Annotated in this window: 20 protein-coding genes; 9 read left to right on the plus strand and 11 right to left on the minus strand. The window is 34.5% G+C overall.

Annotation, left to right across the window (positions count from 1 at the left end; translation table 11 throughout):
* Positions 1-7: 7 nt before the first annotated feature.
* Entirely contained in the window at positions 8-2533 is a 2526-nt protein-coding gene (gene gyrA, locus GXW81_RS08770; RefSeq protein WP_161532012.1) for a DNA gyrase subunit A, read from the minus strand.
* A 125-nt stretch (positions 2534-2658) separates the two neighbouring features.
* Between gyrA and GXW81_RS08775 the strand changes: the two genes are divergently transcribed.
* Both GXW81_RS08775 and gyrB read left to right on the plus strand, forming a co-directional pair.
* Positions 2659-2973, plus strand: coding sequence for a DUF4286 family protein (locus GXW81_RS08775; protein ID WP_161532013.1), 315 nt, complete (start codon positions 2659-2661; stop codon positions 2971-2973).
* A 126-nt stretch (positions 2974-3099) separates the two neighbouring features.
* Positions 3100-5034 carry a DNA topoisomerase (ATP-hydrolyzing) subunit B gene (gene gyrB, locus GXW81_RS08780; protein WP_161532014.1) on the plus strand — a complete coding sequence of 645 codons (1935 nt, stop codon included), beginning with the start codon at positions 3100-3102 and terminating at the stop codon, positions 5032-5034.
* 78 nt (positions 5035-5112) lie between these two features.
* Here gyrB and GXW81_RS08785 read toward each other — a convergent pair whose 3' ends face one another.
* Positions 5113-5439, minus strand: a complete 327-nt coding sequence (locus tag GXW81_RS08785; protein ID WP_161532015.1) for a single-stranded DNA-binding protein — start codon at positions 5437-5439, stop codon at positions 5113-5115.
* A 229-nt stretch (positions 5440-5668) separates the two neighbouring features.
* Between GXW81_RS08785 and GXW81_RS08790 the strand changes: the two genes are divergently transcribed.
* The 5 genes from GXW81_RS08790 (at position 5669) to GXW81_RS08810 (ending at position 8887) form a co-directional block, all read left to right on the plus strand.
* On the plus strand, positions 5669-6214 hold the full coding sequence (locus tag GXW81_RS08790; RefSeq protein WP_161532016.1) for a DUF1599 domain-containing protein: 546 nt from the start codon (positions 5669-5671) through the stop codon (positions 6212-6214).
* Positions 6207-7280: a BT_3928 family protein gene (locus GXW81_RS08795; RefSeq protein ID WP_161532017.1), complete on the plus strand. Its 1074-nt coding sequence runs from the start codon at positions 6207-6209 to the stop codon at positions 7278-7280. The genes GXW81_RS08790 and GXW81_RS08795 overlap by 8 nt, the downstream gene beginning before the upstream one ends.
* Before the next feature lie 18 nt (positions 7281-7298).
* Positions 7299-7649 carry a hypothetical protein gene (locus GXW81_RS08800; RefSeq protein ID WP_004918936.1) on the plus strand — a complete coding sequence of 117 codons (351 nt, stop codon included), beginning with the start codon at positions 7299-7301 and terminating at the stop codon, positions 7647-7649.
* Between the two features lie 18 nt (positions 7650-7667).
* Positions 7668-8423 (plus strand): triose-phosphate isomerase, encoded by a 756-nt coding sequence (gene tpiA / locus GXW81_RS08805; protein ID WP_161532018.1) that lies wholly within the window; start codon positions 7668-7670, stop codon positions 8421-8423.
* Positions 8424-8587: 164 nt separating this feature from the next.
* The gene (locus GXW81_RS08810) at positions 8588-8887 is read left to right on the plus strand and encodes a hypothetical protein (protein WP_161532019.1); all 300 of its coding nucleotides are present in this window, start codon (positions 8588-8590) and stop codon (positions 8885-8887) included.
* A gap of 92 nt (positions 8888-8979) precedes the next feature.
* On the opposite strand, the gene GXW81_RS08815 is transcribed toward GXW81_RS08810, so the two are convergent.
* The 3 genes from GXW81_RS08815 to GXW81_RS08825 form a co-directional block, all read right to left on the minus strand.
* Positions 8980-12465 carry a protein O-mannosyl-transferase family gene (locus GXW81_RS08815; protein ID WP_185153020.1) on the minus strand — a complete coding sequence of 1162 codons (3486 nt, stop codon included), beginning with the start codon at positions 12463-12465 and terminating at the stop codon, positions 8980-8982.
* A 125-nt stretch (positions 12466-12590) separates the two neighbouring features.
* Positions 12591-13418, minus strand: a complete 828-nt coding sequence (locus GXW81_RS08820; RefSeq protein ID WP_051796855.1) for a twin-arginine translocase subunit TatC — start codon at positions 13416-13418, stop codon at positions 12591-12593.
* Positions 13419-13438: 20 nt separating this feature from the next.
* Positions 13439-14398 (minus strand): SIS domain-containing protein, encoded by a 960-nt coding sequence (locus tag GXW81_RS08825; protein ID WP_161532021.1) that lies wholly within the window; start codon positions 14396-14398, stop codon positions 13439-13441.
* Between the two features lie 144 nt (positions 14399-14542).
* On the opposite strand from GXW81_RS08825, the gene recQ reads away from it, so the two are divergent.
* Positions 14543-16747, plus strand: a complete 2205-nt coding sequence (recQ, locus tag GXW81_RS08830) for a DNA helicase RecQ (RefSeq protein WP_161532022.1) — start codon at positions 14543-14545, stop codon at positions 16745-16747.
* 4 nt (positions 16748-16751) lie between these two features.
* Entirely contained in the window at positions 16752-17825 is a 1074-nt protein-coding gene (locus tag GXW81_RS08835; RefSeq protein WP_161532023.1) for a glycosyltransferase, read from the plus strand.
* Positions 17826-17833: 8 nt separating this feature from the next.
* On the opposite strand, the gene gldG is transcribed toward GXW81_RS08835, so the two are convergent.
* The 6 genes from gldG to porU form a co-directional block, all read right to left on the minus strand.
* Positions 17834-19501, minus strand: coding sequence for a gliding motility-associated ABC transporter substrate-binding protein GldG (gene gldG, locus GXW81_RS08840; protein ID WP_161532024.1), 1668 nt, complete (start codon positions 19499-19501; stop codon positions 17834-17836).
* Positions 19502-19503: 2 nt separating this feature from the next.
* Positions 19504-20238 carry an ABC transporter permease subunit gene (locus GXW81_RS08845; protein ID WP_161532025.1) on the minus strand — a complete coding sequence of 245 codons (735 nt, stop codon included), beginning with the start codon at positions 20236-20238 and terminating at the stop codon, positions 19504-19506.
* A gap of 14 nt (positions 20239-20252) precedes the next feature.
* Positions 20253-20798, minus strand: coding sequence for a CopD family protein (locus GXW81_RS08850; protein WP_161532026.1), 546 nt, complete (start codon positions 20796-20798; stop codon positions 20253-20255).
* A gap of 3 nt (positions 20799-20801) precedes the next feature.
* Positions 20802-21635 carry an S-adenosyl-l-methionine hydroxide adenosyltransferase family protein gene (locus GXW81_RS08855; RefSeq protein ID WP_161532027.1) on the minus strand — a complete coding sequence of 278 codons (834 nt, stop codon included), beginning with the start codon at positions 21633-21635 and terminating at the stop codon, positions 20802-20804.
* A 135-nt stretch (positions 21636-21770) separates the two neighbouring features.
* On the minus strand, positions 21771-22907 hold the full coding sequence (gene porV / locus GXW81_RS08860; protein WP_161532028.1) for a type IX secretion system outer membrane channel protein PorV: 1137 nt from the start codon (positions 22905-22907) through the stop codon (positions 21771-21773).
* A gap of 4 nt (positions 22908-22911) precedes the next feature.
* Positions 22912-26799 carry a type IX secretion system sortase PorU gene (gene porU, locus GXW81_RS08865; protein ID WP_161532029.1) on the minus strand — a complete coding sequence of 1296 codons (3888 nt, stop codon included), beginning with the start codon at positions 26797-26799 and terminating at the stop codon, positions 22912-22914.
* Between the last annotated feature and the right edge of the window lie 188 nt (positions 26800-26987).

Here is a 26987-nt window from a genome sequence, read left to right on the forward strand (position 1 = left end):
TTGAATACTATTCCTCTGAATTTTCTTCAGATGGATTTACAGTCTCATCATTAGATTCTTCCATTTCTTCGTCCTCTACATCTTTCTCTGCCTCCACTTTTGCTACGGCTGCTATTTCATCATTATTTTTAAGATTAATCAGCCTTACACCTTGGGTATTTCTACCCATAACACGCATATTATCTACCGACATTCTTATTGCAACTCCTGATTTATTGATAATCATTAAATCGTTACCATCTACCACTGATTGTATCGCAATAAGCTGACCTGTTTTTTCAGTAATGTTGAGAGTAATAACCCCTTTACCTCCACGGTTAGTAACACGATAGTCTTCTACTGCAGTTCTCTTACCATAGCCCTTTTCAGAAACTACCAAAACAGTTTCATTCTCTATGTCATTTACAACTATCATACCAATTACCTCGTCGTTGTCTTCTAGAGAAATACCTCTTACCCCAATGGAAGTTCTACCTACCGCTCTTGCTTTCTCTTCTGGGAAACGGATACATTTACCATTTTTAGTAGCTATCATTATCTCGGAGTTACCGTTGGTAAGTTTTGCTCCTAGAAGCTGGTCGTCCTCTCTAATTTCTATGGCGTGGATACCATTGGTTCTAGGCCTAGAGTAAGCCTCTAACGAAGTTTTCTTGATAGTTCCGTTTTTGGTAATCATTACCACATACATCTGCTTAACATACTCAGAGTCCTTTAAATCATTGGTTCTAATGTAAGCCTTGATTTTATCATCAGGTTCTATATTGATTAAGTTCTGTATTGCTCTACCTTTAGCTGTTTTAGAACCTTCAGGAATTTCAAACACTCTCAACCAGTAGCACTTACCTTTTTCCGTAAAGAATAGCATATACTGGTGGTTGGTAGCAGAAACAATGTATTCTAAGAAATCTTCATCTCTTGTAGATGCCGCACGGTTCCCCACTCCGCCTCTACTCTGAGTTTTGTATTCTGAAAGGAGCGTTCTCTTGATGTATCCAGCGTGAGAAATAGTAAGTACCACCTCTTCGTTAGGAATGAAGTCTTCTATAGACATTTCCCCTCCAGAGTAATCTATTTCCGTTCTTCTTTCATCACCATATTTTTCTTTAACTTCTAGCAATTCATCTTTGATGATTTGGTAGCGTCTAACTTCGTTGGAAAGAATATCCTCTAAGTCGTTAATTAAATCCATAATGGCTTTGTATTCATCACGGATTTTATCTAGCTCCATACCTGTAAGCCTAGCTAATCTTAAATCCAAAATGGCTTGAGCTTGTATGTCCGAAAGTTCAAACTCTGCAATCAAACCTTCTTTAGCGGCTTGCGGCGTTGCTGAATGTCTAATGATAGAAATTGCCTTATCTAAAGTATCTTGAGTTGCAATAACTTTCATAAAACCTTCTAAGATATGAGCTCTTTCTCTCGCTTTTTTAAGCTCATACTGAGTTCTACGAATTACAATCTCGTGGCGATGCTCCACAAAGTGAACAATAATATCTTTTAAGTTAAGCTGTTGTGGTCTACCCTTTACTAAAGCAATATTATTAACACTGAACGAAGTTTGTAACGCCGTATATTTATACAATAGGTTAAGAACTACATTAGGTATTGCATCGTTTTTAAGTTCATAAACCACACGCATACCTCTCCTATCAGACTCGTCTCTAATTTCGTGAATACCCTGTATTTTATCCTCTTTTACCAACTCTGATGTTCTAGCTATCATTTCAGCTTTATTCACCAAATAAGGGATTTCGGTAACGATAATGGCATTACGGTTTCCAATCTCTTCAAAAGCGACTTTAGCTCTTAATACAATTCGCCCTCTTCCTGTATGGAACGCATCTCTAACTCCGTCGTAGCCGTAGATAATTCCTCCCGTAGGGAAGTCAGGAGCGATGATATATTTCATTAACTCATCTATTTCTATCTCCTTATTATCTATATAAGCACAGATAGCGTCTACCGATTCCGATAAGTTATGAGGCGCCATATTAGTTGCCATACCTACCGCAATACCAGATGTACCATTTACTAAAAGGTTAGGAATTTTAGTAGGCAACACTGTAGGCTCCTGTAAACTATCATCGAAGTTATTTTGAAAATCAACAGTTTCTTTATCTAAATCTGATAGAATTTCATCAGATATTTTTTTCAGTCTAGCTTCGGTATAACGCATAGCTGCTGGTGGGTCGCCGTCCATAGAACCAAAATTACCCTGACCATCTACTTGCGGATACCTTAAACTCCATGGTTGTGCCATACGCACCATAGCGTCATAAACAGATCTATCACCATGTGGATGATATTTACCCAAAACATCTCCTACAATTCTGGCAGATTTTAAATATTTTTTATTTGAAAAAACTCCCAATCCATACATACCATATAAAACCCTACGATGTACAGGCTTTAATCCGTCCCTTACATCTGGCAAGGCACGAGATACAATAACGGACATTGAGTAGTCAATATAAGAGGACTTCATTTCGTCCACAATATTGATAGGTATTAACCTTTCTCCTTCTTTATGCATAAGTCTTTTTTATTATACTAAATAAATTATTACTTCAATTTTACATTAAAATCAAAGGGCTAATTTACAAAAAAATACCGATTTTTGCAGGATATTTTACTAATTTATTTATAACACACTTAGAAATGAGTATATTAAGTTTAACATTCCATTGTGAACAAGGAAACATATCCGAATGGAAAACATACTTCAACGAAAGTATCATAAGCCATTATAGAGAAACCCCAAATTTAAAACATTATATTGCTTCCGAAGTAGAAACTGAAAGACTACAAGAAGGGACTAATTTTAATCTGTTACTTATTTTCGGAACCACCGAAGACAGAACGAACTTTATTACAAATGAGTTACCTAATATCACTGTGGAAGTAGAAAAAATATTTGGTGATAGAGTTTTGGTTTTTGCTACATTATTGAACCCAACAAATTCTAATCTTTAAAAGTTGCAGAATTTCAATAAATAAAGATTTCATCAAATAAACTTAACGAGGATTAGCAAGAATTTTATTTTTATCTCTTTTTTAAAATTTGTATATTTGTAATCTTTAAAAAAATCATAAAGAATAATGAGTAATAAACAATATACAGCTAGTAGTATCCAATCTTTAGAAGGGATTGAACATGTGAGGCTAAGACCCTCTATGTACATTGGAGATGTGGGAGTGAGAGGTTTGCACCATTTGGTATATGAGGTTGTAGATAACTCTATAGATGAGGCTTTAGCAGGATACTGCGATACCATTACAGTTACTATTCACGAGGGTAATTCTATTAGTGTAAAGGATAACGGACGAGGAATCCCTGTAGATTTTCACGAAAAAGAACAAAAATCTGCGCTAGAGGTAGTAATGACTAAAATAGGTGCTGGTGGTAAGTTTGATAAAGACTCTTACAAGGTTTCTGGTGGACTCCACGGTGTGGGGGTTTCGTGTGTTAATGCTTTATCCACGAGTACCATTGCTACGGTTTACAGAGAAGGAAAAATTTATCAACAAAGATATTCTAAAGGTAGAGCTTTAGAAGATGTTCAAGAAATAGGAACTACCGATTATAGAGGTACAGAGGTTTTCTTTCAACCAGATGAAAGTATTTTCAACGAATTAGTTTATAACTATGATACTCTTTCTGCTAGACTTAGAGAGTTAGCATTTTTGAATAAAGGTATCAATATCACTATTACAGACGAGAGAGTAAAAGACGAAAAAGGAGAATTCTTAACAGAAACTTTCTTATCCGAAGGTGGTCTTAAAGAGTTTGTAGAGTTCATAGATGGTAACAGAGAATCCATTATGGAGAATGTTATCTTTATGGAAGGAGAAAGAGATGATATTCCTGTGGAAGTTGCTATGAGATATAACACTTCTTTCACGGAAAACTTACACTCGTATGTCAATAATATAAATACCCACGAAGGAGGTACGCATCTTACAGGATTTAGGCGAGCTCTTACAAGAACTCTTAAAAAATATGCAGACGACCTAGGTATTCCTCAAAAAGAGAAAGTGGAAATTACGGGAGATGACTTCCGTGAAGGACTTACTGCCGTAATCTCTGTAAAAGTAATGGAGCCTCAGTTTGAAGGACAAACCAAAACAAAACTTGGTAATTCCGAGGTTTCTGGTGCGGTGGATAAAATAGTAGGCGAAATGCTTACCAACTTCCTAGAAGAAAATCCTACCGAAGCTAAACAGATTGTACAGAAAGTAGTTCTAGCAGCTAAGGCAAGACAGGCAGCTAAAAAAGCTAGAGAAATGGTACAGCGTAAATCTCCTATGGGAGGAGCAGGACTACCTGGTAAACTTTCGGATTGTTCATCAAAAGACCCAGCCGAATCAGAGATATTCCTTGTAGAGGGAGACTCTGCGGGAGGTACTGCAAAACAAGGAAGAGATAGACATTTTCAAGCTATTCTACCATTGAGAGGTAAAATTCTTAATGTAGAAAAATCTATGATACACAAAGTTTACGAAAACGAGGAAATCAAAAATATCTATACTGCTTTAGGTGTAAGCGTTGGTACAGAGGAAGATAGCAAGGCTCTTAATTTAAGTAAACTTCGTTATCATAAAATTGTAATTATGACCGATGCCGATATTGACGGTTCTCATATCTCTACACTTATACTTACCTTCTTCTTCCGTTATATGAAGGAACTTATTGAGCAAGGTTATGTTTATATTGCATCTCCACCTTTATATCTTCTTAAAAAAGGTAACAAAAAGGTATATGCTTGGAATGAGAAAGAGCGAGAAGAAAAAACCTTAGAAATGTCTGCCGATGGTAAAGGCATAGAAGTACAAAGATATAAAGGTCTTGGGGAAATGAACCCTGAGCAGCTTTGGGAAACTACACTTAACCCAGAAAACAGAATTCTAAAGCAAGTGAATATAGAAAATGCGGGTGAAGCAGATAGAATCTTCTCTATGCTTATGGGAGATGAAGTACCTCCAAGAAGAGAATTTATAGAGAAAAATGCAGTTTATGCAAAAATAGACGCATAATTAAAAACTGTTTTTCAAAGTAATAATAAAAAGCCAAGTTCAATTCTTGGCTTTTTTCATTTCTATATAACCTCCATTTTATTTAGCTCTTCCCAAAAGCAGGATATCGTTAGCTATAATTTCGGTAACATAGCGTTTATTTCCTTCTTTATCATCATAACTTCGGTAGGTTAGCTTCCCTTCAATAGCTATCTCTTTACCTTTGGTAACATACTTTTCTATAATTTCTGCTAGTCCTCCCCAAGCCACCACTTTATGCCATTCCGTCTGCTCTACCCTCTCTCCTTGTGCATTTTTGTAAATTTCGTTAGTAGCTATAGAAAGATGAGCTACTTTAGTATTATTAACCTCTTTAATTTCTGGCGTGTTACCCACATTACCAATAAGTTGAACCTTGTTTTTCATAATAGATTTATTTTTAAATTATACTTTAGCTTCTATGAATAAAAGTCTTTTACATTCACAAGGCAAAGATGAGCTATCGTCAGAATAATACTCGGTATAAAATTATTTACTTTCGACTAAAACCATTTGTAACCGATTGTTGTCGTATAGTTAGCAATGATATTTAGAGTTAAGCCCTATTCCTAATATGCTTTTTTTTCACTATCTTTGAAGAGTAATAACACAGTATATGCAGAATACTTCGAAACAATACGACAAAATTATAAACCTCTGTAAAGATTTATTTGAGAAGAAACTTCAAGATTACGGTGCAGCATGGCGAGTGCTACGCCCAAGTTCTATCACGGACCAAATTTTTATTAAAATCAATAGGATAAGAACGCTCCAAATGACCGAAAAAAGAATGGTGGAAGAATCGGAGGAAGCAGAGTTTATAGCGATAGTTAATTACGCTGTCATAGGTCTTATTCAATTAGAAAAAGGGTTATCAGAAAATTTAGATACTGATACTGAAGAAATTTTAAACTTGTATCAACATTACACCAACGAAGCTAAAGCGCTAATGCAGAGAAAAAACCACGACTATGGCGAAGCGTGGAGAAGTATGAGAATTTCCTCTATTACAGATTTAATCTATCAAAAGGTACTTCGTACTAAACAAATAGAAGATAATAATGGACACACTTTAGTTTCGGAAGGGCTAGATGCTAACTATTTTGATATGCTTAATTACGCTGTATTCTGTCTCATAAAAATGAACGAACAAAATGCTTAAACGCTTACTAAGAATCGTTGTCGCTCTTATTTTTATTGCTTCAGGTTTTGTTAAAGCAGTAGATGTTAAGGGGTTTTCATTCAAATTAGAAGAATATTTTTCTCCTCAAGTCTTTAATATTGAGATACTAGAGAGTTGGGCTCTTCCAATCGCTTTTTTTATAGTGATTTTGGAACTTATTTTAGGAATTTTATTACTATTAAAAATTTCAGTAAGAAAGGTTCTATTAGCGTTGATTGGGCTGTGTGTATTCTTTGCTTTTCTCACTTTCTATTCAGCTTATTTTAATGTGGTTACAGATTGTGGTTGTTTCGGAGATGCTATTAAATTTACACCTTGGCAAAGCTTCTGGAAAGACATTGTGCTTCTCGCCCTACTCCTTCTACTCTACTTTGCATATAGAGATAAGACACCTACTTCCTTCGTTAGAGCAAGAGGTTCTGTACTGTTTTTAGGAACAATAGTTTCTCTATGGATAATGCTTCACGGGATTAAACATGAGCCTATTATTGATTTTAGAGATTATAAAATAGGAACAGATTTAAAGTCTGAAAAGAAAAAGATTGAAGAAAATCCATCTGAATACAAGACTTTTTATACCCTTGAACATAAAAAAACTAAAGAGATTATAAAAGTTAATCAAGACGATTACATCAACCAAAACTATTGGCAAAATCCTGATTGGGTAATCCAAGAAGACAAAACCACTTCCGAGGTAGTGAAAGAAGGCTATGCGTCTGAAATTGTAAAATTTAAAATAGAAGACCTGCACGGTAATGATATTACAGATAGCCTTATGCAAGCTCCAAAAACGGTTTTGGTATTTAGCTATAAACCCACCGAGGTAGATGCTAATCTCTTAGAAGCGGTAGAAAATAAAGTTTCCAAGCACCGCAAAACAGTAGTTTATGGAGTTTCTACGGCACAAAACACATTTAAAACACTACCAAATGCAATGATGGACGGCACAGCTATCAAGACCATAGCTAGGAGCAATCCTTTCGTACTCGTTCTAGAAAATGGGAAAATTACTGATAAAAAAAGTGCAAAAGATTATATAAATTAACTATACAACAAAAATAAAATGCAAAAATCAAACAAATCTATAGCAGGTTATCATTTGTTAATGATTCTCTCTGCAGTGGACTACGAAGTACAGCCAGAGGAAGGCATCGTTATCCAAAAGTACCTTGCTGATGAGTTTCCGTTCAGAATCAATTTAGATAACGAGTTGGAAGTCATTGCAACGCTACAACCAGAAGCGTGGAAAGACCATTTTGAGTTTCATGCTCGTTGTTTCTTAGATGATTCTACCGAAGCCGAGAGAAAGAAATTTGCAAAGTTTGCAAAAACACTCATTAAAGCAGATAATGAGGTTACAGAAAGAGAACACCAGTTCTACAAACTAATGAAAACTATTTGGAAATTAGACTAATCTTAAAGCATTGATATTATGAGAAAAAACATTGTAGCAGGAAACTGGAAAATGAATAAAGATTTTTCAGAAGCTAAAGAGCTTATGCAACAGCTATCCAATTATACTAGCACACACACACCTAACTGCAAGGTAATGATAGCGCCACCAGCTCTTTATCTTACCACAGCTAAAGATATTTTTAAAAATAAAGAGGTAGAAGTATATGCTCAGGATATTTCCGAACACGAATCTGGAGCTTATACAGGAGAAATCTCTGCTGCTATGATAGCTTCTGTAAACTTAGATGGGAGCATTATTGCTCATTCTGAACGCAGACAATACCACGGAGAAACCGATAGCCATGCTAATAGAAAAGTAAAAACTTTATTAGATAAAGGGCTTACACCTATCTACTGTAATGGCGAAAATTTGGAAGAAAGAAAATCTGGTAAGTATTTAGAGGTTATCAAAAATCAAACACAAACGGCTTTGTTTACTCTAAGTGCCGAGGAAATAAAGAAAGTGGTTATAGCTTACGAGCCTGTATGGGCAATAGGTACTGGAGAAACTGCTACTGCAGAGCAGGCTCAAGAGGTACATGCTTTTATTAGAAATATGATAGCAGAAAAATATGGCAAGGAAGTGGCAGATGAAGTATCTATCCTTTATGGAGGTTCTGTAAAGCCAAGTAATGCTAAAGAAATTTTCTCTCAGCCTGATGTAGACGGTGGTCTTATAGGTGGTGCCGCTTTGAATATAGAAGATTTCTCAAAAATAATAGAGGCTTTCTAAAAGAAGCTAATATTTTTTTGACTTTAACAATAGAAAACTGAGAGCCATAAAAACTCTCAGTTTTTTTTTAATAAATTTCATTACTAAAATAAAGAAAGAAAAAGACGGTGAAATAGTTTTCAATTCTGAAATTTTGTTTAATTTAGTCGTAAACTTGCTTAATAATGAAAATTTTATCGTATCTTTTCATAATATCTGTGATATTATCCTGCCATACAGCTAAACAGTCTGAAGTTGTAGATTACTATCCTAGTCCCAGTATACCTAATTTAGAAAACAACTCAAAAAACATAGTATTTCTGTATAAAAAAAGAGAAATTTCATCTCAACAATTCTTTCGGTTGGCTAATAATAAAAAGAATTTATCTATCATTATTATCAAAGACCCCAATAGAATAAGAAGTATGAACTATAACCCTACGGTTATACATAATATAGTATTGGCAAAACCTGGTAGAAAATAAGTAATTTTTAATCTCACATAAAATAAATAAAAAATAGGCTACTCTTTTTATAGGGCAGCCTATTTTTCTATATTCTATAAGTTCTTATATAATTACTGTGTTGCTTTTATAACAGCATCGGTAATTTGATTTGTTTTTTCTGAAGTGTAGGTACTATCATAAGGTTTCATTACCTCAAAAAGATACTGATAGAAAGGTGTTATTTTCTGTACATTTTCGGATTCTTGGTATGCCTTTTCTTTCCCCATAGCTTTTAGCTGATTTATAAATGAATTAAATCTACTATCAATAGGTTTTATAGAACTTACTAAGTAATTATACGCCTTCTGTTCCTGTCCTATTTTCTTATAAGCATCAGATACAGAAGCTACTACCATAGAGTATAACAATGGTTGAATGCTCATTTCTCTTTTAACATACCTTTGATTTTCTGGTGTTAAAGTTAAATAATAATCATACTCTTTGAAAATAGATTTTTTAAGCTCTTCTGCTAATTCTAAACCTTTCTTCTCCTGCCCAGACACAATATAACCATAAACAATGGAATTAAGCGAACGAGGGTCATTATATTTAGATACAGGTATTTCCTTATTTACCAAATCTAATACCTCTTGAGCTTTTTTATTTTCTCCCTTCGTCATTAGAGCCTCCGCAGCTCTACTTGCAGAACTTCTATAACTGATAATATTAGAAGTACAAGTTTCATCAAAATGAACATTAACATCTTTAAAATTGCCCCATCTAAAGTTTTTAACTATTCTATAAAGGTCATCAGCATCTACTCTACCTAACTCTCCATCTTCTTTTTCAGGAGTTTTTATAGGTACAAGACGGTAGCTGAAACCATCATACTGTAAATAATCTTTCAAAAAGAAAATATTACTAGCATCATAAATACCTCCAACAGAGAAATTGATGGACCTCTTCCAATCAAAATTAGCTAAGATGTCTAGCATCATTAAATCATTTTTGAATAGTGTAGATTTTTTATAGTCTATCACAATATAATCCTCTGCTAAAGCTACATCTTGAGGTTTAATAATACCTGCCTTAACCGCATTTTGCTTATTAACAGGAAGTATGAATTTAGACACTGGTAAAACATTGTACTGTTCGTACTTTTCTTCACCGTAAATCATTTTTAGTACCATATCCTTTTCAGGAGACTTATTCTTTAAGAATGCCACAGCTTCTTTTAAAGTCATACTATCTTGCGTCATATACTTTTCAAAGCCTTTTAACACATTATCAGGAGCACCGCTTTCTTTCAGATTAGCAAATATATTTTTCCAATCTTCAGTGCTTAGAGTATAGATTTGTTCATTTATACCTTCTCTATACTCCTCATGTCTAAGTGCCGATGCTACAGGCATTGCGTTGTAGGTGCGTCTTTTTACTTGGTCTATATTCCAAGGGGTAGCTAAAAGGGTAAAGTTTACCACCTTTACATCATCTCTAAACTGTTCTGTCTCTTGTATTGCCCAAAGTGGATAAGTATCATTATCACCATATACGAAGAGAATGCCATCTTTAGGAAGTGATTTTAGTGTAGAATAAGCATAATCATAAGCGGCATATCTTCCACTTCTGTCGTGTGGATTGTAATTTTGGAAGCCCATCATCAGCGGAACTCCTAAAAGTAAAACTCCGACACCTAAAATTGCACTAGATTTTTTAACTTTTTGATTTAATAATTGTAAGATAAAAGCGGCTCCTAAACCTATCCAAATTGTAAAAGCATAGAAAGCTCCCACCATAGCATAATCTCTTTCTCTCGGTTCAAAAGGTTTTACACCTGTGTAGAAAATAATCCCAATACTTGTAAGAATAAATAAGGATAACAAAGCATAGAACCTCCCAAAATCTTTAGTATACTGGAAGAAAGCTCCCAATAAACCTAAAATAAGTGGTAAGAAAAAGAAATAAACTGTACTTTCATTTTTATACTTTTCAGGCATATCCGACTGGCTGCCGTACAGATAATTATCTATCGCAGGAATCCCTGATATCCAGTTTCCGTTGGTGTTTTCCATATGACCTTCCAAATCATTTTGACGACCAACAAAATTCCACATTAAATATCTTACAAAATAATGTCCATTTTGGAAAGTAATGAAGTAGTCTAAACTCTGTCCAAATGTAGGCTTTTTAAGATTGATTAAATGATACTGTTTTGCTTGTAGATAATCATCAACGGTAATAGTACCGTTATCATATTTTTTTCTAAGTTCATCAAAATACTTGTGAGCATCAGGATTATTTGCTATATCTTCATCAGCATAATTAAACTCAAAATCTGGAGCACCATACATAGAAATGTAATTGGACATTACATTCTTATCTTGCACAAACATTCTCGGCATAAAGCCTACATGTGCCTTGTTATAAACATAATTAGTCTTATCTCCTACTTTAATATAGCGTCCTGTGGTTTCGTCTTTTTCGTAAGTTTCGCCTGTTTTTATTGTTTTTAAACTTCCATCTTCATTCTTTTCCATTCCGTTCCAATCCAAGTGGGCAGTATAGTTTTGCCCATACAAAGTAGGCCAATCTCCATATTGTTCGCGATTGTAATAATCAAGCATACCAATGGCGTTATCAGGATTATTAAGGTTCATTGGTGGATTAGCATTGGCACGAATAGGTATCATCAACCAACAAGAAAAACCAATAATCATATAAACCATAGATAGCACCGCCATTTGTATCAATCTATTCCCTTTGGAACGAGCATAGTTAATAGCAAAGTACCCTAAGGCAATAAGTACTAAAAACGCAAAGATAGTCCCTGAATGGAAAGGCAATCCTAAACCATTAACGAAGAATATTTCTGACTTACCAAACATCGTCATCACAAAAGGGAAAATACCTTTAAATACAAGAGCGAGAACAAATAATGTAACTACATTAGCTATTGCAAAAGATTTCCAAGAGAAATCGTAATTTCTAGAGTAATAAATCAAACAAATAAATGGAACGACCAACATTACCATCATATGAACTCCCACGGAAAGCCCTATTAGGAAGAAGATAAGGATAATCCATCTCTCATTATCAGAGGATTGATATTCGTTCTCCCATTTGGTTATAAGCCAAGCGATTAACGCTATAAATAATGACGCCATAGAGTAAACCTCGCCTTCCACAGCAGAAAACCAAAAAGTATCCGAAAAAGTGAAACACAAAGCACCTATCAACCCTGAAAATAGAATAACCCATTTTTCGTTTTCGGTAACTTCCTCAAAATCTTTACGCAATAGACGTCTAACCAAATGAGTAATTGTCCAAAATAAAAATAAAATGGTAAAGGCACTAAACAAGGCAGACATTGCATTGATAACCAAAGAGTAATAAGCTCCATTACCAAAGGCTAGCATCGCAAACACTGCTCCCACCAGCTGGAACAATGCCGCTCCTGGAGCGTGTGTAACCTCTAATTTCACGGCAGAGGAAATATACTCGCCACAATCCCAAAAGCTAAAATTAGGTTCTATGGTAGATAAATAGGTTATTAAGGCTATCCCAAAAACTATCCACCCTAAAATGGTGTTCCATTTTTTAAAACTCCAGTGCTTCATCATATTTTTTAAAACTTTGGTGCGAAAATAATGTTTTTCATCTATTTATAAAAGAAAAAGACAAGGAGAGTTTGCTTTCATCCTTGTCTTTATATTACCTAGTATTACTTTATAAAATTCATTACTTACTTTGGTAATGGTAAACTAAGTGCTTCTTCCTTTTTAATTCTTCGGTAAACCAATGCCGACATCAAGATGCATATTTCATAGAGAACAACTAATGGAAATGCCGCTGCCAACATACTGATAATATCTGCAGGTGTAATAAAAGCCGCCACCACCATAATCACTACAATAGCATGTCTTCTATAAGTCCTTAAAAACATAGGAGTAAGTATGCCTATGGAAGTGAGTATATAAACAATCATCGGGAATAAAAATATCACAGCCATACCCAAAACAACTTGAAGTAAAATAGTAACATAGCTTGATAAATCTATATCTACCCTTACAAAATCCGAAATACTAAAAAAATAACCAAAATTGATAACAAAAGGCATTACCAAAAAGTATCCTGATAATGCTCCCATCACAAATAGCACCCAAGTCCCGTTGATGATGAAAATAGAGTTTTTTCTTTCGGATTCTTTAAGTGCTGGACTGATAAATTTCCAAAGTTCCCAAATAACATAAGGAAATGCGATGATAAGCCCTCCAACCACAGAAACCGCCATCATCATATTAAACTGTTCAAACAGTCGCCTTACTTGTATCGGAAACGAATGTGGCATCACAATAACATCTTCGCCCACAAACATTCTAGAGAAATAATTAACCACTCTAAAAGTGAGAAAATCTGGACGAGTAGGACCGAAGATAATATGATCCATAATCCAATTGATATTAAAGCCAATTAAAAATCCACCTACCACAATAGCTATTATAGAACGCACCAAATGCCCTCTAAGCTCTCCTATATGCCCTAAAAAGGACATTTCTTTTTCTTCACTCACTAGTTTTATTTTTTACAAAGTTACAAGATTCCTTCGTCTAACAAAGTATGCAAATCTATAATCCCAAAATAGTTACCTTTATCCGTTACAATCAGTTGCCCTATGTTATACTGTTTAAGTATTTTCATAGCTTCTTTTGCTAACGCTTCTTTATCTATTGTTTTGGGAGTTAAACTCATTATATCTTTAGCCTTAATTCCTTTAATGTCATCATTTCCCATCAGCATTCTCCTTAAATCTCCATCAGTAATAATACCTTTTATAGTTTCTCCTTCCGTAACTACTGTAACTCCGTGGGTAGACGCACTAATGGAAATTATCACTTCCTTAATGGAAGCCTCCTCTGAAACTTGAGGCTTTTGTGAAGATAAAAACTGACCTACCTTAGCCGTAAGATTCTTACCTAAACTTCCACCAGGGTGAAACTTTGCAAAATCGGTATCTTTAAAATGATTGATTTCCATAAGACACACAGCCAAAGCATCTCCCAACGCCATTTGCACTGTGGTAGAGCTTGTTGGAGCCAATTTATTAGGACACGCCTCTTTCTCTACAAAAGTGTTAAGCACAATATCCGAATGTTCTGCTAGTTTGGATTTTAAATTTCCTGTCATACCTATAAGCCCCGCCGAATATTGCTTAAGATATGGGGCGAGATTAACTATCTCTGGTGAATTACCAGAATTAGAAATACATAAAACAACATCATTTTTTTGAACCACTCCTAAATCTCCATGGATAGCCTCTGCTGCGTGCAGAAACTGTGCAGGTGTTCCCGTAGAATTAAGCGTTGCCACAATCTTATTCCCCACATGAGCAGACTTACCTATCCCTACCACAATTAACTTACCGCTTGATTTATTGATGAGTTCTACCGCATCTAAAAAACTATCATTCAGATTATCTCTTAGCCTTTCCAATTCTGCTATTTCTGTATCAATAGCCTTTTTAGCAATATCTATAAGAGCGGTAGATTTCATTATTTATTATTTTTTATTTATTTTCGTACCTCAGAACCTAACTTAGATTAGAAAACAAAGTTTTATTTTATTAACTAATTTAATTTAAAACCAAAAGTTTTTCTTACCTTTGGTAAGTTGCAAATTTAGTAAACTAAACTAAAAATGACTAAAAAAACATACAATTTAGCAGGAGAGCTCAAAAAATATTTTGGATTTTCCACCTTTAAAGGACAGCAAGAGGCTATTATCAGTACACTTCTTGGAGGTAAAGATGTATTTGTACTTATGCCTACTGGTGGAGGTAAATCTCTTTGTTATCAGCTCCCTGCACTTATTTCAGAAGGTACAGCTATTGTGGTATCTCCACTTATTGCTCTGATGAAAAACCAAGTAGATGCAGTTAATGGGCTTTCCTCTGAGGAAGGAGTGGCTCATGTACTTAATTCTTCTCTTAATAAAACGCAGATAAAGCAAGTTTTCAATGATATCAATAGCGGAAGAACCAAACTATTATATGTCGCTCCCGAATCATTGATAAAAGAAGATTATTTAGATTTTTTAAAACAAGCTAATATTTCTTTCGTAGCCATAGATGAAGCACATTGTATCTCTGAATGGGGACACGACTTCCGACCAGAATATCGAAATTTAAAAGGTATTATAGATAAAATAGCTAATGTTCCTGTTATTGCTCTCACAGCAACGGCTACACCTAAGGTACAAGATGATATTCAGAAGACATTGGGCATGTCTGATGCGGTGGTTTTTAAAGAAAGTTTTAACCGCCCTAATCTATTTTACGAAGTACGCCCAAAGGTAGATGTAGAAAAGGAAATTGTAAAATTCATCAATAAAAATAAAGGAAAATCAGGTATAGTTTACTGCCTTAGCCGTAAAAAAGTGGAAGAATTTGCACAGACTTTACAAGTTAATGGCATCAATGCTCTGCCCTATCACGCAGGGTTAGACCAAAAAACAAGAGTAGCTAATCAAGATAAATTCTTAATGGAAGAATGTGATGTCATTGTAGCTACTATCGCTTTTGGTATGGGGATAGATAAACCTGATGTTCGTTTTGTGATACATTATGATTTCCCTAAATCTCTAGAAAGTTATTACCAAGAAACAGGTAGAGCTGGTAGAGACGGTGGCGAAGGACATTGTTTAGCATTCTACGACCCTAAAGATATTGAAAAACTAGAGAAATTTTTAGCTCAAAAATCTGTTTCGGAGAAAGAAGTTGGCTTACAATTACTAAACGAAGTAGTAGGATATGCCGAAACTTCTATGAGTAGAAGACAGTATATACTCTACTACTTTGGTGAGGAATTTGACCCAATTAACGGTGCTGGTGCCAAAATGGACGACAACTCTGTAAATCCACCTAAGTTAAAAGATGTTACAAACGATTTTAAAACGGTACTAAACCTCATTAAAAGTTTAGAAGAAAAGTTCAAAACTAAAGATTTAATCGCCGTCCTTGTAGGCAAAGAAACACCAACTACCAAATCCTATAAGTTAGAAAAATCTGAGTTCTTTGGGATAGGTAAAGAAACTTCGGATAACTATTGGAAATCTATCATTAGACAGGCTACAGTAAGAGGCTATATTATTAAGGATATAGAGACCTATGGAGTACTTAGGGTGAGCAAGAAAGGACAGAATATTATTTCCGGAAAAGACAAAGAGCCTTTCTTAATTGCTGAAGATAGAGAGTACGATTTGGCTCAAACTAAAGCGGATTCAGACCAAGTACAACTCCAAAGTGGCGGTGGACTTGATAAAGTTCTATTTAATCAGCTTAAGGATTTAAGAAAAAAAATCGCTCAAAAACAAGGCATTCCTCCTTACACCGTGTTTATGGACCCAAGTTTAGAGGATATGACGGTGCAGTACCCTATTACTATAGAAGAAATTGCAAAAGTTTATGGTGTAGGCGAAGGTAAAGCTAAAAAATTTGGAAAAGAATTTGCCGAGTTCATCAAAAAATATGTTGAAGATAACAACATAGAACGCCCTGATGATATGGTGATAAAAAAGGTAGCTAACAAATCTAGTCACAAAGTTTTCATCATTCAGAATACAGATAAAAAGATAGATTTAGAAGATATTGCCAATGCTAAAAATCTTTCTATGGACGAGCTTATTTCCGAAATGGAAAGTATCGTTTACCAAGGCACAAAACTCAATATAGATTATTATATAGAGGAGAATTTTGATGAGGAAATGGTAGATGATTTCATGGAGTTTATGAAAGAATCTGAAAGCGATAGTATGAAAGTCCTTTTAGCAGAGTTTGGCGAAGAGTTGAGCGATGACGAAGTTCGCCTGCTTAGAATTAAGTTTATTAGCGATGTAGCCAACTAATTTTATGAGAAAAAAGGAGATTATTTTTATTCTTCCCAATATGGAAATGGGTGGTGCAGAACGAATTGTAACCACCATTGCTAATCATCTACCGAGAGAAAAATTTACTCCTAAAATAATGCTTCTTAGAAAAGAAGGCGGTTATTTAGATTTTCTAAAAAAGGATATAGAGATTATAGATTTAAAAACACCTAGAATACGCCACTCTCTAAAACCTATTTTGAGGGAAATATGGAGGAGAAAACCAGACATTGTATTCTCTGGATTTGGCGAGGTAAACGCCTATTTGTCCTTCTTTACACGACTTTTTCCTAAGGTGAAATTTATCGCTAGGGAGACCAATGTAGTTTCTAAACATGTTACAAGGAAGGAAATTAAGTTTTTCTATAAGTTTTATAATAACTTCCATACTATTATTGCTCAAAGTGATGATATGGCGGAAGATTTAATTAAAAACTTCAATATAAAACCTAACAAAATCACTAAGATTAACAATCCTGTTGATTTTGAGTTTATAGACCAACAGCTTTCTATTTCAAAAAGACCTGAGCTATACTCAAACGAGGCTAAAAATGTGGTTGCCATAGGTAATCTATCTGAAAGAAAGGGGTTTGATAATCTACTCAAAGTCTTTTCTTTTCTTAAAAATGAACCGATAAAACTCCATATTTTAGGCGATGGTAAGGACAAAGAGCTTCTCCACCAAATGAAAGAAGAGTTGGAGCTGTCTAATGTGATATTCCATGGAAAACAAAAGAACCCTTATCAATTTCTGAAATATGCCGACTTATTTATTCTGTCTTCAAGGTACGAGGGCTTCCCTAATGTATTACTAGAGGCTGGAGCGTGTGGCACTTATGCCCTTGCCAACAACTGCCCTGGAGGAATTAACGAAATTATAAAACACGGTGTAAACGGAGAAGTTTCAAACATAGAAAATCACAAAGAGTTTTCAGAAAAAATAAAAACCATATTATCTCAAGGAAACTCTCCTAAAGAAAATATAAGAGACCACATTTATTCTTTATTTTCTAAAGATGTGATTTTAGAGCAATATGTCAATCTATTAAGTGAATAGATATAGGTTTATTTTACATACTTCTGTTTCCTCCACCAATAAAACAAGGCACTCAATATAGCTATTAGAACTAAAGGAAATAGTAAATTAAACCATTGCCATTCGGTTCTCTCTTGTTCTATTCTTCTAGCATCTAAAAGTCGTGCTTCTATATTTCGGTTTCTAAGACTCATAAGGTTAGAATCGTCCAAAAGCCAATCTAAAGCATTTCTCAAAAACTGTTCGTTGCCGTATTTTTGGTTGGTCAGCAAATCTACACCTAGAGGCAAAGGTTCTCCTTTAAGAATTTGATTTCTACCTACATCTCCATCTGCGATTATGAGCATTTTATTTTCAGGACTTTGACTTTTAAAATTAGGAAAACTACTTCGCTCACTTCTATTAGCATAAGCCGACCTAAATTTACCTTCTAAACTTACTGCAAAAATCTTTGGAGTGCTTGGGCGTTCCATTGCTCCTAGAGAGTCCGTATTCACAATTTCGGAAAAGTCTACATAGTTAGGCACTGCCTTGCTAGAAGTTCTTTCGCTAGACTCAAACAAAACCTGTTTTTTTACACCTTCCCTAGAGAGTGTGTCTATTGCTGTAGGAAATTCAAGTTTTACAGGATTGATATTTTTAGTAATGACATGAGGCGTTTCTGATATACCTAACGGAAAATAAGGCCAAAGGAAATTTTTATATTGAGGGTTTCCTGCAATTTCTCCCGCTCTTAGCCTTATAAAGGCTGTTTTCTTAAAGTCTTTCACTAAAGCTGGCGTAATTCTTATTCCATAATTAAAGAAAAAATCGGTAAGATTGAGGTCTACAGGATATGCCATAATCTTCTTTGCTTGGAAAAGCGTATCCATTTCAGCATTTACTGCATCTAGCATCCATAGCATCTTTCCACCATTCATAATGTATTGGTCTAACACTACTTTTTCTTCGTCGGAGAAAGGTTTTCTAGGCTTAGCAACCACAAGAGCGTCCATCTTTTTAAGCTTAGGCATATCGGTAGCAGAAAGCCCTGTTTCCTTTTCGGGAATGATAGCTCCTATATTATAGTTTTCTAATGCCATATCAACAAATCCTTGAAATGCATCAGGCTTTAACTCGCTGTGATTAACGATGATACCGATGTTTTTTCTATGTTCGGTGGTCAGAGCTTTTATATTAGAAATAAGATTATATTCTAAATTTTCTATGGATTTATTAAGCTGAGTACTCGCATCTAATCCTACTTGGTCTATAATCAACGGAACGGAAGTCCCATAGTCTGCATAACGCATTACTGCATAGGGAAACAGCACAATTTCTGACACCTTACCATCTTTCATATCTGGAAGAACAGAAGGTTGCATTCCCATTGCCATTAGCGTGTCTTTTGACATTTTAGTCTTAATAGGGTCTATGAATTTATAGTCAATTTTAGGATTGATTTTCCTAAACTCTTCCAGTATAAATTTGGTTTCACTTTGGAGTTGTTTAAACGATGCAGGGAAATCTCCGTCCAAATAAACATCTATCACCAAAGGTTTCTTAACCGATTCTAAAGTCTTTATGGTAGCCTCATTAAGCGTATAGCGTTTTTCTTCTGTTAGGTCAAATCTTGTTTGAAATATACCCAAGACGCCTAACAGAGCTACCACTCCTACTACTATGACGGCAATGTTATTTTGAAGCCATTTTTTCATACTTAAATCTTCTTCTTTTTATCAATAAAAAATGTGGAAAGAGACAAACTAATCATTATTATCAATAGAAAATAAAATACATCTTTGGTATCTATCAATCCTCTCGTAAATGCCATAAAATGATGATAGAAGCCTAAATTTTGAAGCCAATAATCTGCTGCCCCCAATAGTTTATAACTTGCCAATTGCTCTATCCCAAAATACAATATAAAATTAACAAACACACCTAACAGATACGCCATAATTTGATTAGATGACAAGGTTGAAGCCAAAACACCCACACTAGAAAACGCAGCAATTAAAACCGATAATCCTATGTAGCCTCCTAGCGTCATTCCTAAATCCAAATTACCTTCTGCCATACCAAGAGTATAGACCGTATACATATAAAACAACGATGGCAACAAGCATAAAATTCCCACTAAAAAAACTGCTAAAAACTTTCCTCCTACAATTTCAAAAGTTTTTAAAGGTTGAGAAAATAGCCAATAGAGCGTGCCGTTTTGTTGCTCCTCTGCAAAGGATTTCATACTCAACGCTGGAATAATGAACATTAACAACCAAGGCGATAAAACAAAGTAGCTTTGCAAAGAGGCAGTCCCTATTTCTAAAATATTAAAACTATTATCAAAGAAAAACAGAAACAAAGCCCCAATAAGACTATACACAGCGATAATTAGCCACGCAGACCAACCGCCAAAATAGGCTTTAAAATCTTTTTTAAATAATGCTATCATCTTTATAGAAACGATTATTTTTTATTTTTATTGACTAGCTTTACTGTAAGCATAATTACCACTACAAGAACTATGAAGCCCACTATCAACTGCCACCAATAATCTATCACAAAAACTTTTAAAATTACTGTGAATACTACTAAAAATAGCAAAAAAGTAGCAATTTCATTTGCCTGTCTTAATTTAATATTAGGAGTAGAAAGTTCCGAAAAATTAAGGTTTTTCACCACTAAAATTTTCTTCCAACACCAATAATGATATACCGCTAAACCAATTAAAAAAGTCAGTTTTAGATGAAACCAAGGCATCTTCATCAGATAAGGGTTCATTATGATAAGAATGACTCCAAAAATAAGCATCAACACTCCAGCAGGAACGGTAATAATATTCCATAATCGCCTCATCATAAACAAATATTGCTCTCTAAGAATGGTTTGTTTTGGAGCATCAAAATCATCGGTATCTTTATAGTACACAAATAATCTTACCAAATAAAAAATCCCCGCAAAATAGCTTACCATAAATATAATGTGTAATGCCTTTATGATTAAATATGCCATAACTTATGATTTATTTTTATTAAACTCTACATACACTTTTTCGCCCACACTTACGCCTAATAGGGTTTTTGCTCCGTTATTTTTAGTTCCTTTATAAATACTAATTTCTAGTAAATCTGCATCATTAAATAAGACTAAAGGCTTACCATGATATTGTCTCTCGTTTTCCCAATCTTTTACAACATCTGTATACTGATTGTAAATTTTTGACAAAGCATAGCTCCTAAATTTTACAACAAATTCATCATAAGCTGCCGCTTTCTTTTCAAAAAACGCTTTACTAATGTTGGACACAGCATTACCAAAATTATCTACATACATAATTTGCCCCACAATGAGATTATCTGTTTCTATCGCCTTAGGGAAAGATATTTTTTTAGGCTCATTATAAACACGCCCTATCACTTCTGGCAAACCGCCATTATGAAGATGAACCGCTGCAGGAACTAAAACATCAGTAGCTGTGAAATTAACTTCGTCATCAAACCTATTATTCAAAGTAATTTCATAAACTTCCTCTGGATTGATATTGAAAAAAATTAAACTAAGAATACCATTATCTGCCGCTACAAAATAATGTCCATCTACCTTATAAACTACCGCCTTTCTATCTTTATGATAAAAACTATCCACTGCGATAAGATGCACCGTACCTTTAGGGAAATAAGCATAAGCATTCCTAACGATATACGCCGCCTGAAGAAGATTATAAGGTTCTACATCGTGGCTAAGATCTATAAGTCTAGCATCAGATTTTAGAGCCAAAATACTCCCTTTAATAGCACCAACCCTATGGTCTACAAGTCCGTAATCAGATGTAAGTGTTATCACTGGCATAGTGCAAAGATAAAGATTTTAGGGCAGTAGTCTATCTTATTTTTTAATTCTGAAATATGATTTTTTATATAAAAAATTAGGCTAACCTGTGATAAAGATTAGCCTAAAGAAATTGTATCTATTTTTTAACCTATGTTAGCGGTCAGCATTAGAAGTATCATCTCCTATGTTCCAAGTAAGCCCGAAGCGTAGTGTGTTATCTAAAGCCGTATTAACTTTGGAAGTATTGATAAGGTAAGAAACATCTAATCCGAAAGATTGATAATTAAAACCAATACCTACCGTAGCAAATTGTCTTCCTCCCTGAAGTTGACTTTCTCTAAAATAACCTGTTCTTACCGCAAAGGCATTGTCATAAGAATATTCTAACGCTCCACTTAGCATTAAACTCTGTGGATTGCTAAAAGACTTCCCTATCCCTTCCATTACACCAACATTAGGAATTTGAGGTGTGGTACTACCTGCAGGAATTTCAGAGCCTGGCACCAATAGTTTAGAAGCCTCTACACTAAGTCCTACTTTATTAACATCGTCTAAAAATACATCATAACCTCCACCAATTCTAAAAGTGGTTGGCAAGTAAGAACGAGAAGTATCATCTCCTGTATAGTCTAACTTAGGACCTAAATTTTGAATTGCAAAACCCGCTCTAGCTTGCCCTTCATAATCACCAAAACTCTGATGTTTAGGAGATTGATAAAAACCAGAAACATCTACCGCGAAACTATTAGCTGGCTTAAGAGTATTATCTGAATTAAAGCTTCCAAAATCTGAACGAATATAACGCCCTGTAACCGCCATAGAGTAAGTATCAGACAGTTTTAAACCATAGGATAAATCAATCGCAAATTCGTTTGGAGTTACAGTTCCCTCTTTTGTTACTTGGCTTCCGACTAATTTGGTTAAATCTACCTGCCCCATATTAAAGTAGTAGATACTAGCTCCTAATGTAGAACGCTCTTCTTCTCCTAAAAAGGTATGATACCCAGCATAAAGAAGGAAAACATCATTAGTTAACTTACTCATATAAGGCGTGTAACTTACACCTACGGACGAAGAAGTTTTACTAAAAGGATATTTTGCTGCATTCCAAAACTGCGAAAATGCATCTGAAGAAGTCGCCACCCCTTGGTCTCCCATACCTCCTGCTCTTGCATCTGGAGAAATTCTAAGAAAAGGAGCTCCTGTAAGTACTTGCCCTTTTTGCTGTGCTAATGCTAAGGTACTAGCCGTTACTCCCAGTCCTAAAAGTAGTTTTTTTGTAATTTTCATATTTTTATTTTAATATTATCATTTTTTCTATTTGAGTAGAAGAACCTTTGCAAGTCTCCTGATTGGTACTTTTTACAAAAACTTTGTAAATATAAGTACCTTTTCCCACATTTGCACCATAATCATCTGTTCCGTCCCATTCTATTTGTTGCCTTCCAGTCCTAAATCCTTCTCTAAAAGGCTCCGAACTTACCGTCTGACGTAGGATTTTAACAAGTTTCCCTGTGATTGTATAAATCTGAACGCCTACTTCTAAAACATCAGGACAGTTATGTTCAAACTGAATGTAAGTTTTGTTAGTAAATGGGTTAGGCCAATTTAATAATCTTTTCACTACCAAATTTTCCTCCGCCTGAGGTCTCACTACAAAATTTAACGATGTAGTTGATGAATTATTGTTAATATCCCAAACTTTAAATACCAACTGATGTTCTCCTGCCTTTAGATTCCTGAATGGATAACTCACACTACCCTTCTGATACTCTTTGAGGTTAGGATTTACACACCCATTTTCCTCCCCTGGAGTGTAAAAGTCATTAAGAACAATAGTATTGATAACTTCTCCATCTAGAGTAACTGTGATATCATGCCCTATACCAGCTCCTGTGGCGTTAATACCAGTATCATCTGTAACACAAGCTAAAAGCACAGGGTTTTCATTTGTGATACCACCATTAACAAAATTAGTATTATTCATGTATAATTTAACCTTAGGAGGTTCATTATCCCTAATACCATCAGGGTTAATACCTCCTATTTTAACTATTTCGGACTGGTAAACATCTATCTCTTTATTATCTGCATACAAGAGTAACCTCCCGTCGCCCAAGCTAAAATCAATATCTTTAGGCATATAAAACTCTATCTCAAAAACACCATTTTTAACCGTCCCTGAAGTTTTAACAATAGGATTTCCTTCCTCTTTATAATTGAGTATCGGAGTTAAGTCACCATCATTATTTCGTGTTTTTTTATCTTGTATTTTATCAAATATATTAGCTACTATTCTACCATTAAAGGTTTCATCTAAATTCCCTGAAATAGCATTAACATGACCTTTAATTTTCACAAAATCCAAAGCTCTTATACTTTCCTGAGTTGGCTTTTCTATTTGATCTATCACAATTCTAGGAGCTGGTCGGCTAAGCCTCATTGCAGGGTCTCCTAACATATTAACTTTTAAATGGTCTGGGTGAACCCCAAAGTTATTCTTCGCCATTAGAAAAGCATCTCCTAAAGTATAGAAGTGTTCTGTATTTTCCTTTTTAAGAATGGAGGCTAAAAATGTATTGGTAAATCTTCTTCCATAAGACACTCCTAACTCTCTACTAGAAGTAATCATCATGGCTGGACCTCCTGATTTTAATTTAAATAAAATTTCTCCTAGAGAAGGTGTATTTGGGTCGTCCCAAAGGGTAAATTCGCAAGTAATAGTAGAAACAAGTGGAAAACGACTATAAGTACTGCTGAAGTTATTAAACTGATTAACATCATTAAGTGTAAGCACTCTCTCTTGAGCCCAACCATTAACGCCACCATGCCCAAAATAGAACAAAAATAAACTATTCCCCATAGCTGTATTAATCCCCTGTGTAATTTGAGGAAATCTTTGCCCTCCTGCAGTAGCTTCTGGAGAGAATGAATCTAAGTAAAGTTTTCTAATATGATACTCCTTTTTATCTGAAGTGTTAGTTTCAAATAAATTAACTAAGGTCGAATTAATTTCATCGTGGAAAGGCACTCCACCGTCTCTATCGTCATCTACAACAAAATCCATATTCATTCGCCACTCTCCAAAAGGCGTAGATTGGTTAGGCAAAGCGTTGTAGTATGCTAAAGTTTTATCTATCCCTATTTTAGCTTCTGTTATATTTTTAGCAAGAATTCTCCCAATAGGTAAATCAGGTAAAACATTGCTCAAATAAGTACTTCTTTGTGGTGAAGTCATTACAAAATAATCATCAGTAACATAAGAATTACTAAAATCTAAGCTACTTTCACTTTCATAGGTAGGTGCAATATTAGAGTTACTCCCTGTACGATTTTTATAGTCGTAAGAGCCGTCTCCCAATAATAGGACATACTTTAATCTACCATTATTTTTAAGATGAGAAATAAAGTTCCTTATTGCAGTAATATCTTGACCACCTGAGCTATATTCGTTATATATTTTGCTAGGTTCTACAATAGCAGTTTTAAATCCATTTTTTTGAGTGTGATAATCCGCTAACCTTTTGGCTTCTGTTGCAAAATCAGAACTTGTGATAATAAGGTATTCTACATCTGTAAGAGCCTGCAAATTTTGATTTTCTATCCTACCCACAAAACTAGGCGTATAAGCTGCATCTAGCTTAAAGGCAACAAATTCATTATTAAAAGTATCACTATCAGCAAAATAAGCTAAAGTAAAAAGGTTATTCGCAGAATTAAGGTTCTTTTTATTCTTAACATTAGTTACATCAGACACATCCCAAACTCTATCAATAGCAGCTGCATTACTAATTTGAAATCCATAGTTTTGTCCCGAAGTTTCCGCTATCCCAAAATCTCTAAAACTCAATTGAGAACCATTGAATCTTAAAGGTTGCTTATACTCTATCTCTGCGTAATCTAGATAAAATACAGCATTAGGATTTGTACTTATATTGGGAGTATAATTAAGTGCTACTTTATTAGTATCTAATGCTATAGATGAGAGAAATAAAACAGAATTATATCCACTTTGTCCAGAAATACTTTGTTCAAAAGTATTACCTCCTATATTTAAAGTAATTTTAGTACTTTGAGCATCTTTAGCAATTAATCTTGTTCTAAATTTAACTCTAGAATCCGATGGAGCGTCCGTTAGATTAAAAGTAACTTCTTTTGCACTACTAAAAGCATCATCTACCCACAATCTACCTATCCCTCTAAGATTATTTTTATCTTCATTGATAAACTGATAGGCATCGTATTCCGTAATGAGGTCGGTTGTGGGGGTGGTATCTTGAGCTGTACTAATCCTCTTACCAGTCCCTATGTCAAAATTGATAAAATAATAAGCATTGTCTTCGTAGATATTTTTGTAGTGAGAAGGTCTATCTATTCGAGTATCAAACTTACGATTATTCCTATTGTAAAAGGCATAGCCGTCTGCACCTTGGGCATAAAAAAGAGCATAATCTCCTTCGTCCCATCGTCCATCTTCCTCTCCTACTACTTCTATCGCATTCTCTTGTAAAGTATTATAATATTTATCTAAATTATATTCAGGCAACATAAGCCCGCCATTACCATATATTCTGAAATTTTTAGGATTGATGGAAGACGGATTGATACCATTATCCCTCAAAAACTGACTAGTAATTTTAAATACACCTGATTTATCTACCTTTATTTTATAAAAAGTTCCTGAAGCTAACGGGTTAGTCACATAAGTAGATAAAATCTTGTTCGAATTGTTATTAGCTCTTAAAACCTTACCCTCTTTTTTTAAAGTGTATGAAACTAATTTTTTGAGCTCATTACCTTCCTTTTTTATAGCTTTAATCCTTAAATTCAGAAGAAAACCTTCTCCAAAGGAGTTTTTTTGCATGTTTACTTCCGCTTCCTCCTCTGATGTTATTAAAGAAGCATCTAAATCAAACTTCTGGTTATCTTGAAGTTTTTCCCACACCAAATTTATAACACTATAACTTTCATCTTGAGCTATCTTTGTGGTATTTTGAAGGTATATTTGATTATTATCAAATACTAATTCTTTATTGGTAAAACTAGGTAATTTAACCGATTTATTCGTGCCATAACTTAGTTCTGTACTACCTTGCCATTGTATCTGAGTGGTTTGAGCTCCAAAAAAATTACACACCAAAACTACTGCTAGTAGTATATTCTTATTAAGTAATAATTTCATAATGAATATTTCTAATATATTTAGAATAAATCTGTTTTCTTTGCAAAGTAAAAGTAAAAAATTAAAACAATAAAATCGAATTATATGCGTTTCGAGAAAAAAGGTTAAAATCTATTTTGTAAAGTAGAATAATTTAACTTTCTTTGTAAGTCGAAAATGTTTTGAGATTGACATCTTGTTAACCCTTA

The sequence above is a fragment of the Riemerella anatipestifer genome (assembly GCF_009932355.1).
Classification (GTDB): Bacteria; Bacteroidota; Bacteroidia; order Flavobacteriales; family Weeksellaceae; genus Riemerella; species Riemerella anatipestifer_E.

Excerpts from the sequence above, each read along its gene's own strand:
- gyrA (WP_161532012.1), bottom strand. The coding sequence starts at position 2,533 with ATGCATAAAGAAGGAGAAAGGTTAATACCTATCAATATTGTGGACGAA.
- GXW81_RS08775 (WP_161532013.1), top strand. The coding sequence starts at position 2,659 with ATGAGTATATTAAGTTTAACATTCCATTGTGAACAAGGAAACATATCC.
- gyrB (WP_161532014.1), top strand. The coding sequence starts at position 3,100 with ATGAGTAATAAACAATATACAGCTAGTAGTATCCAATCTTTAGAAGGG.
- GXW81_RS08785 (WP_161532015.1), bottom strand. The coding sequence starts at position 5,439 with ATGAAAAACAAGGTTCAACTTATTGGTAATGTGGGTAACACGCCAGAA.
- GXW81_RS08790 (WP_161532016.1), top strand. The coding sequence starts at position 5,669 with ATGCAGAATACTTCGAAACAATACGACAAAATTATAAACCTCTGTAAA.
- GXW81_RS08795 (WP_161532017.1), top strand. The coding sequence starts at position 6,207 with ATGCTTAAACGCTTACTAAGAATCGTTGTCGCTCTTATTTTTATTGCT.
- GXW81_RS08800 (WP_004918936.1), top strand. The coding sequence starts at position 7,299 with ATGCAAAAATCAAACAAATCTATAGCAGGTTATCATTTGTTAATGATT.
- tpiA (WP_161532018.1), top strand. The coding sequence starts at position 7,668 with ATGAGAAAAAACATTGTAGCAGGAAACTGGAAAATGAATAAAGATTTT.
- GXW81_RS08810 (WP_161532019.1), top strand. The coding sequence starts at position 8,588 with ATGAAAATTTTATCGTATCTTTTCATAATATCTGTGATATTATCCTGC.
- GXW81_RS08815 (WP_185153020.1), bottom strand. The coding sequence starts at position 12,465 with ATGAAGCACTGGAGTTTTAAAAAATGGAACACCATTTTAGGGTGGATA.
- GXW81_RS08825 (WP_161532021.1), bottom strand. The coding sequence starts at position 14,398 with ATGAAATCTACCGCTCTTATAGATATTGCTAAAAAGGCTATTGATACA.
- recQ (WP_161532022.1), top strand. The coding sequence starts at position 14,543 with ATGACTAAAAAAACATACAATTTAGCAGGAGAGCTCAAAAAATATTTT.
- GXW81_RS08835 (WP_161532023.1), top strand. The coding sequence starts at position 16,752 with ATGAGAAAAAAGGAGATTATTTTTATTCTTCCCAATATGGAAATGGGT.
- gldG (WP_161532024.1), bottom strand. The coding sequence starts at position 19,501 with ATGAAAAAATGGCTTCAAAATAACATTGCCGTCATAGTAGTAGGAGTG.
- GXW81_RS08845 (WP_161532025.1), bottom strand. The coding sequence starts at position 20,238 with ATGATAGCATTATTTAAAAAAGATTTTAAAGCCTATTTTGGCGGTTGG.
- GXW81_RS08850 (WP_161532026.1), bottom strand. The coding sequence starts at position 20,798 with ATGGCATATTTAATCATAAAGGCATTACACATTATATTTATGGTAAGC.
- GXW81_RS08855 (WP_161532027.1), bottom strand. The coding sequence starts at position 21,635 with ATGCCAGTGATAACACTTACATCTGATTACGGACTTGTAGACCATAGG.
- porV (WP_161532028.1), bottom strand. The coding sequence starts at position 22,907 with ATGAAAATTACAAAAAAACTACTTTTAGGACTGGGAGTAACGGCTAGT.
- porU (WP_161532029.1), bottom strand. The coding sequence starts at position 26,799 with ATGAAATTATTACTTAATAAGAATATACTACTAGCAGTAGTTTTGGTG.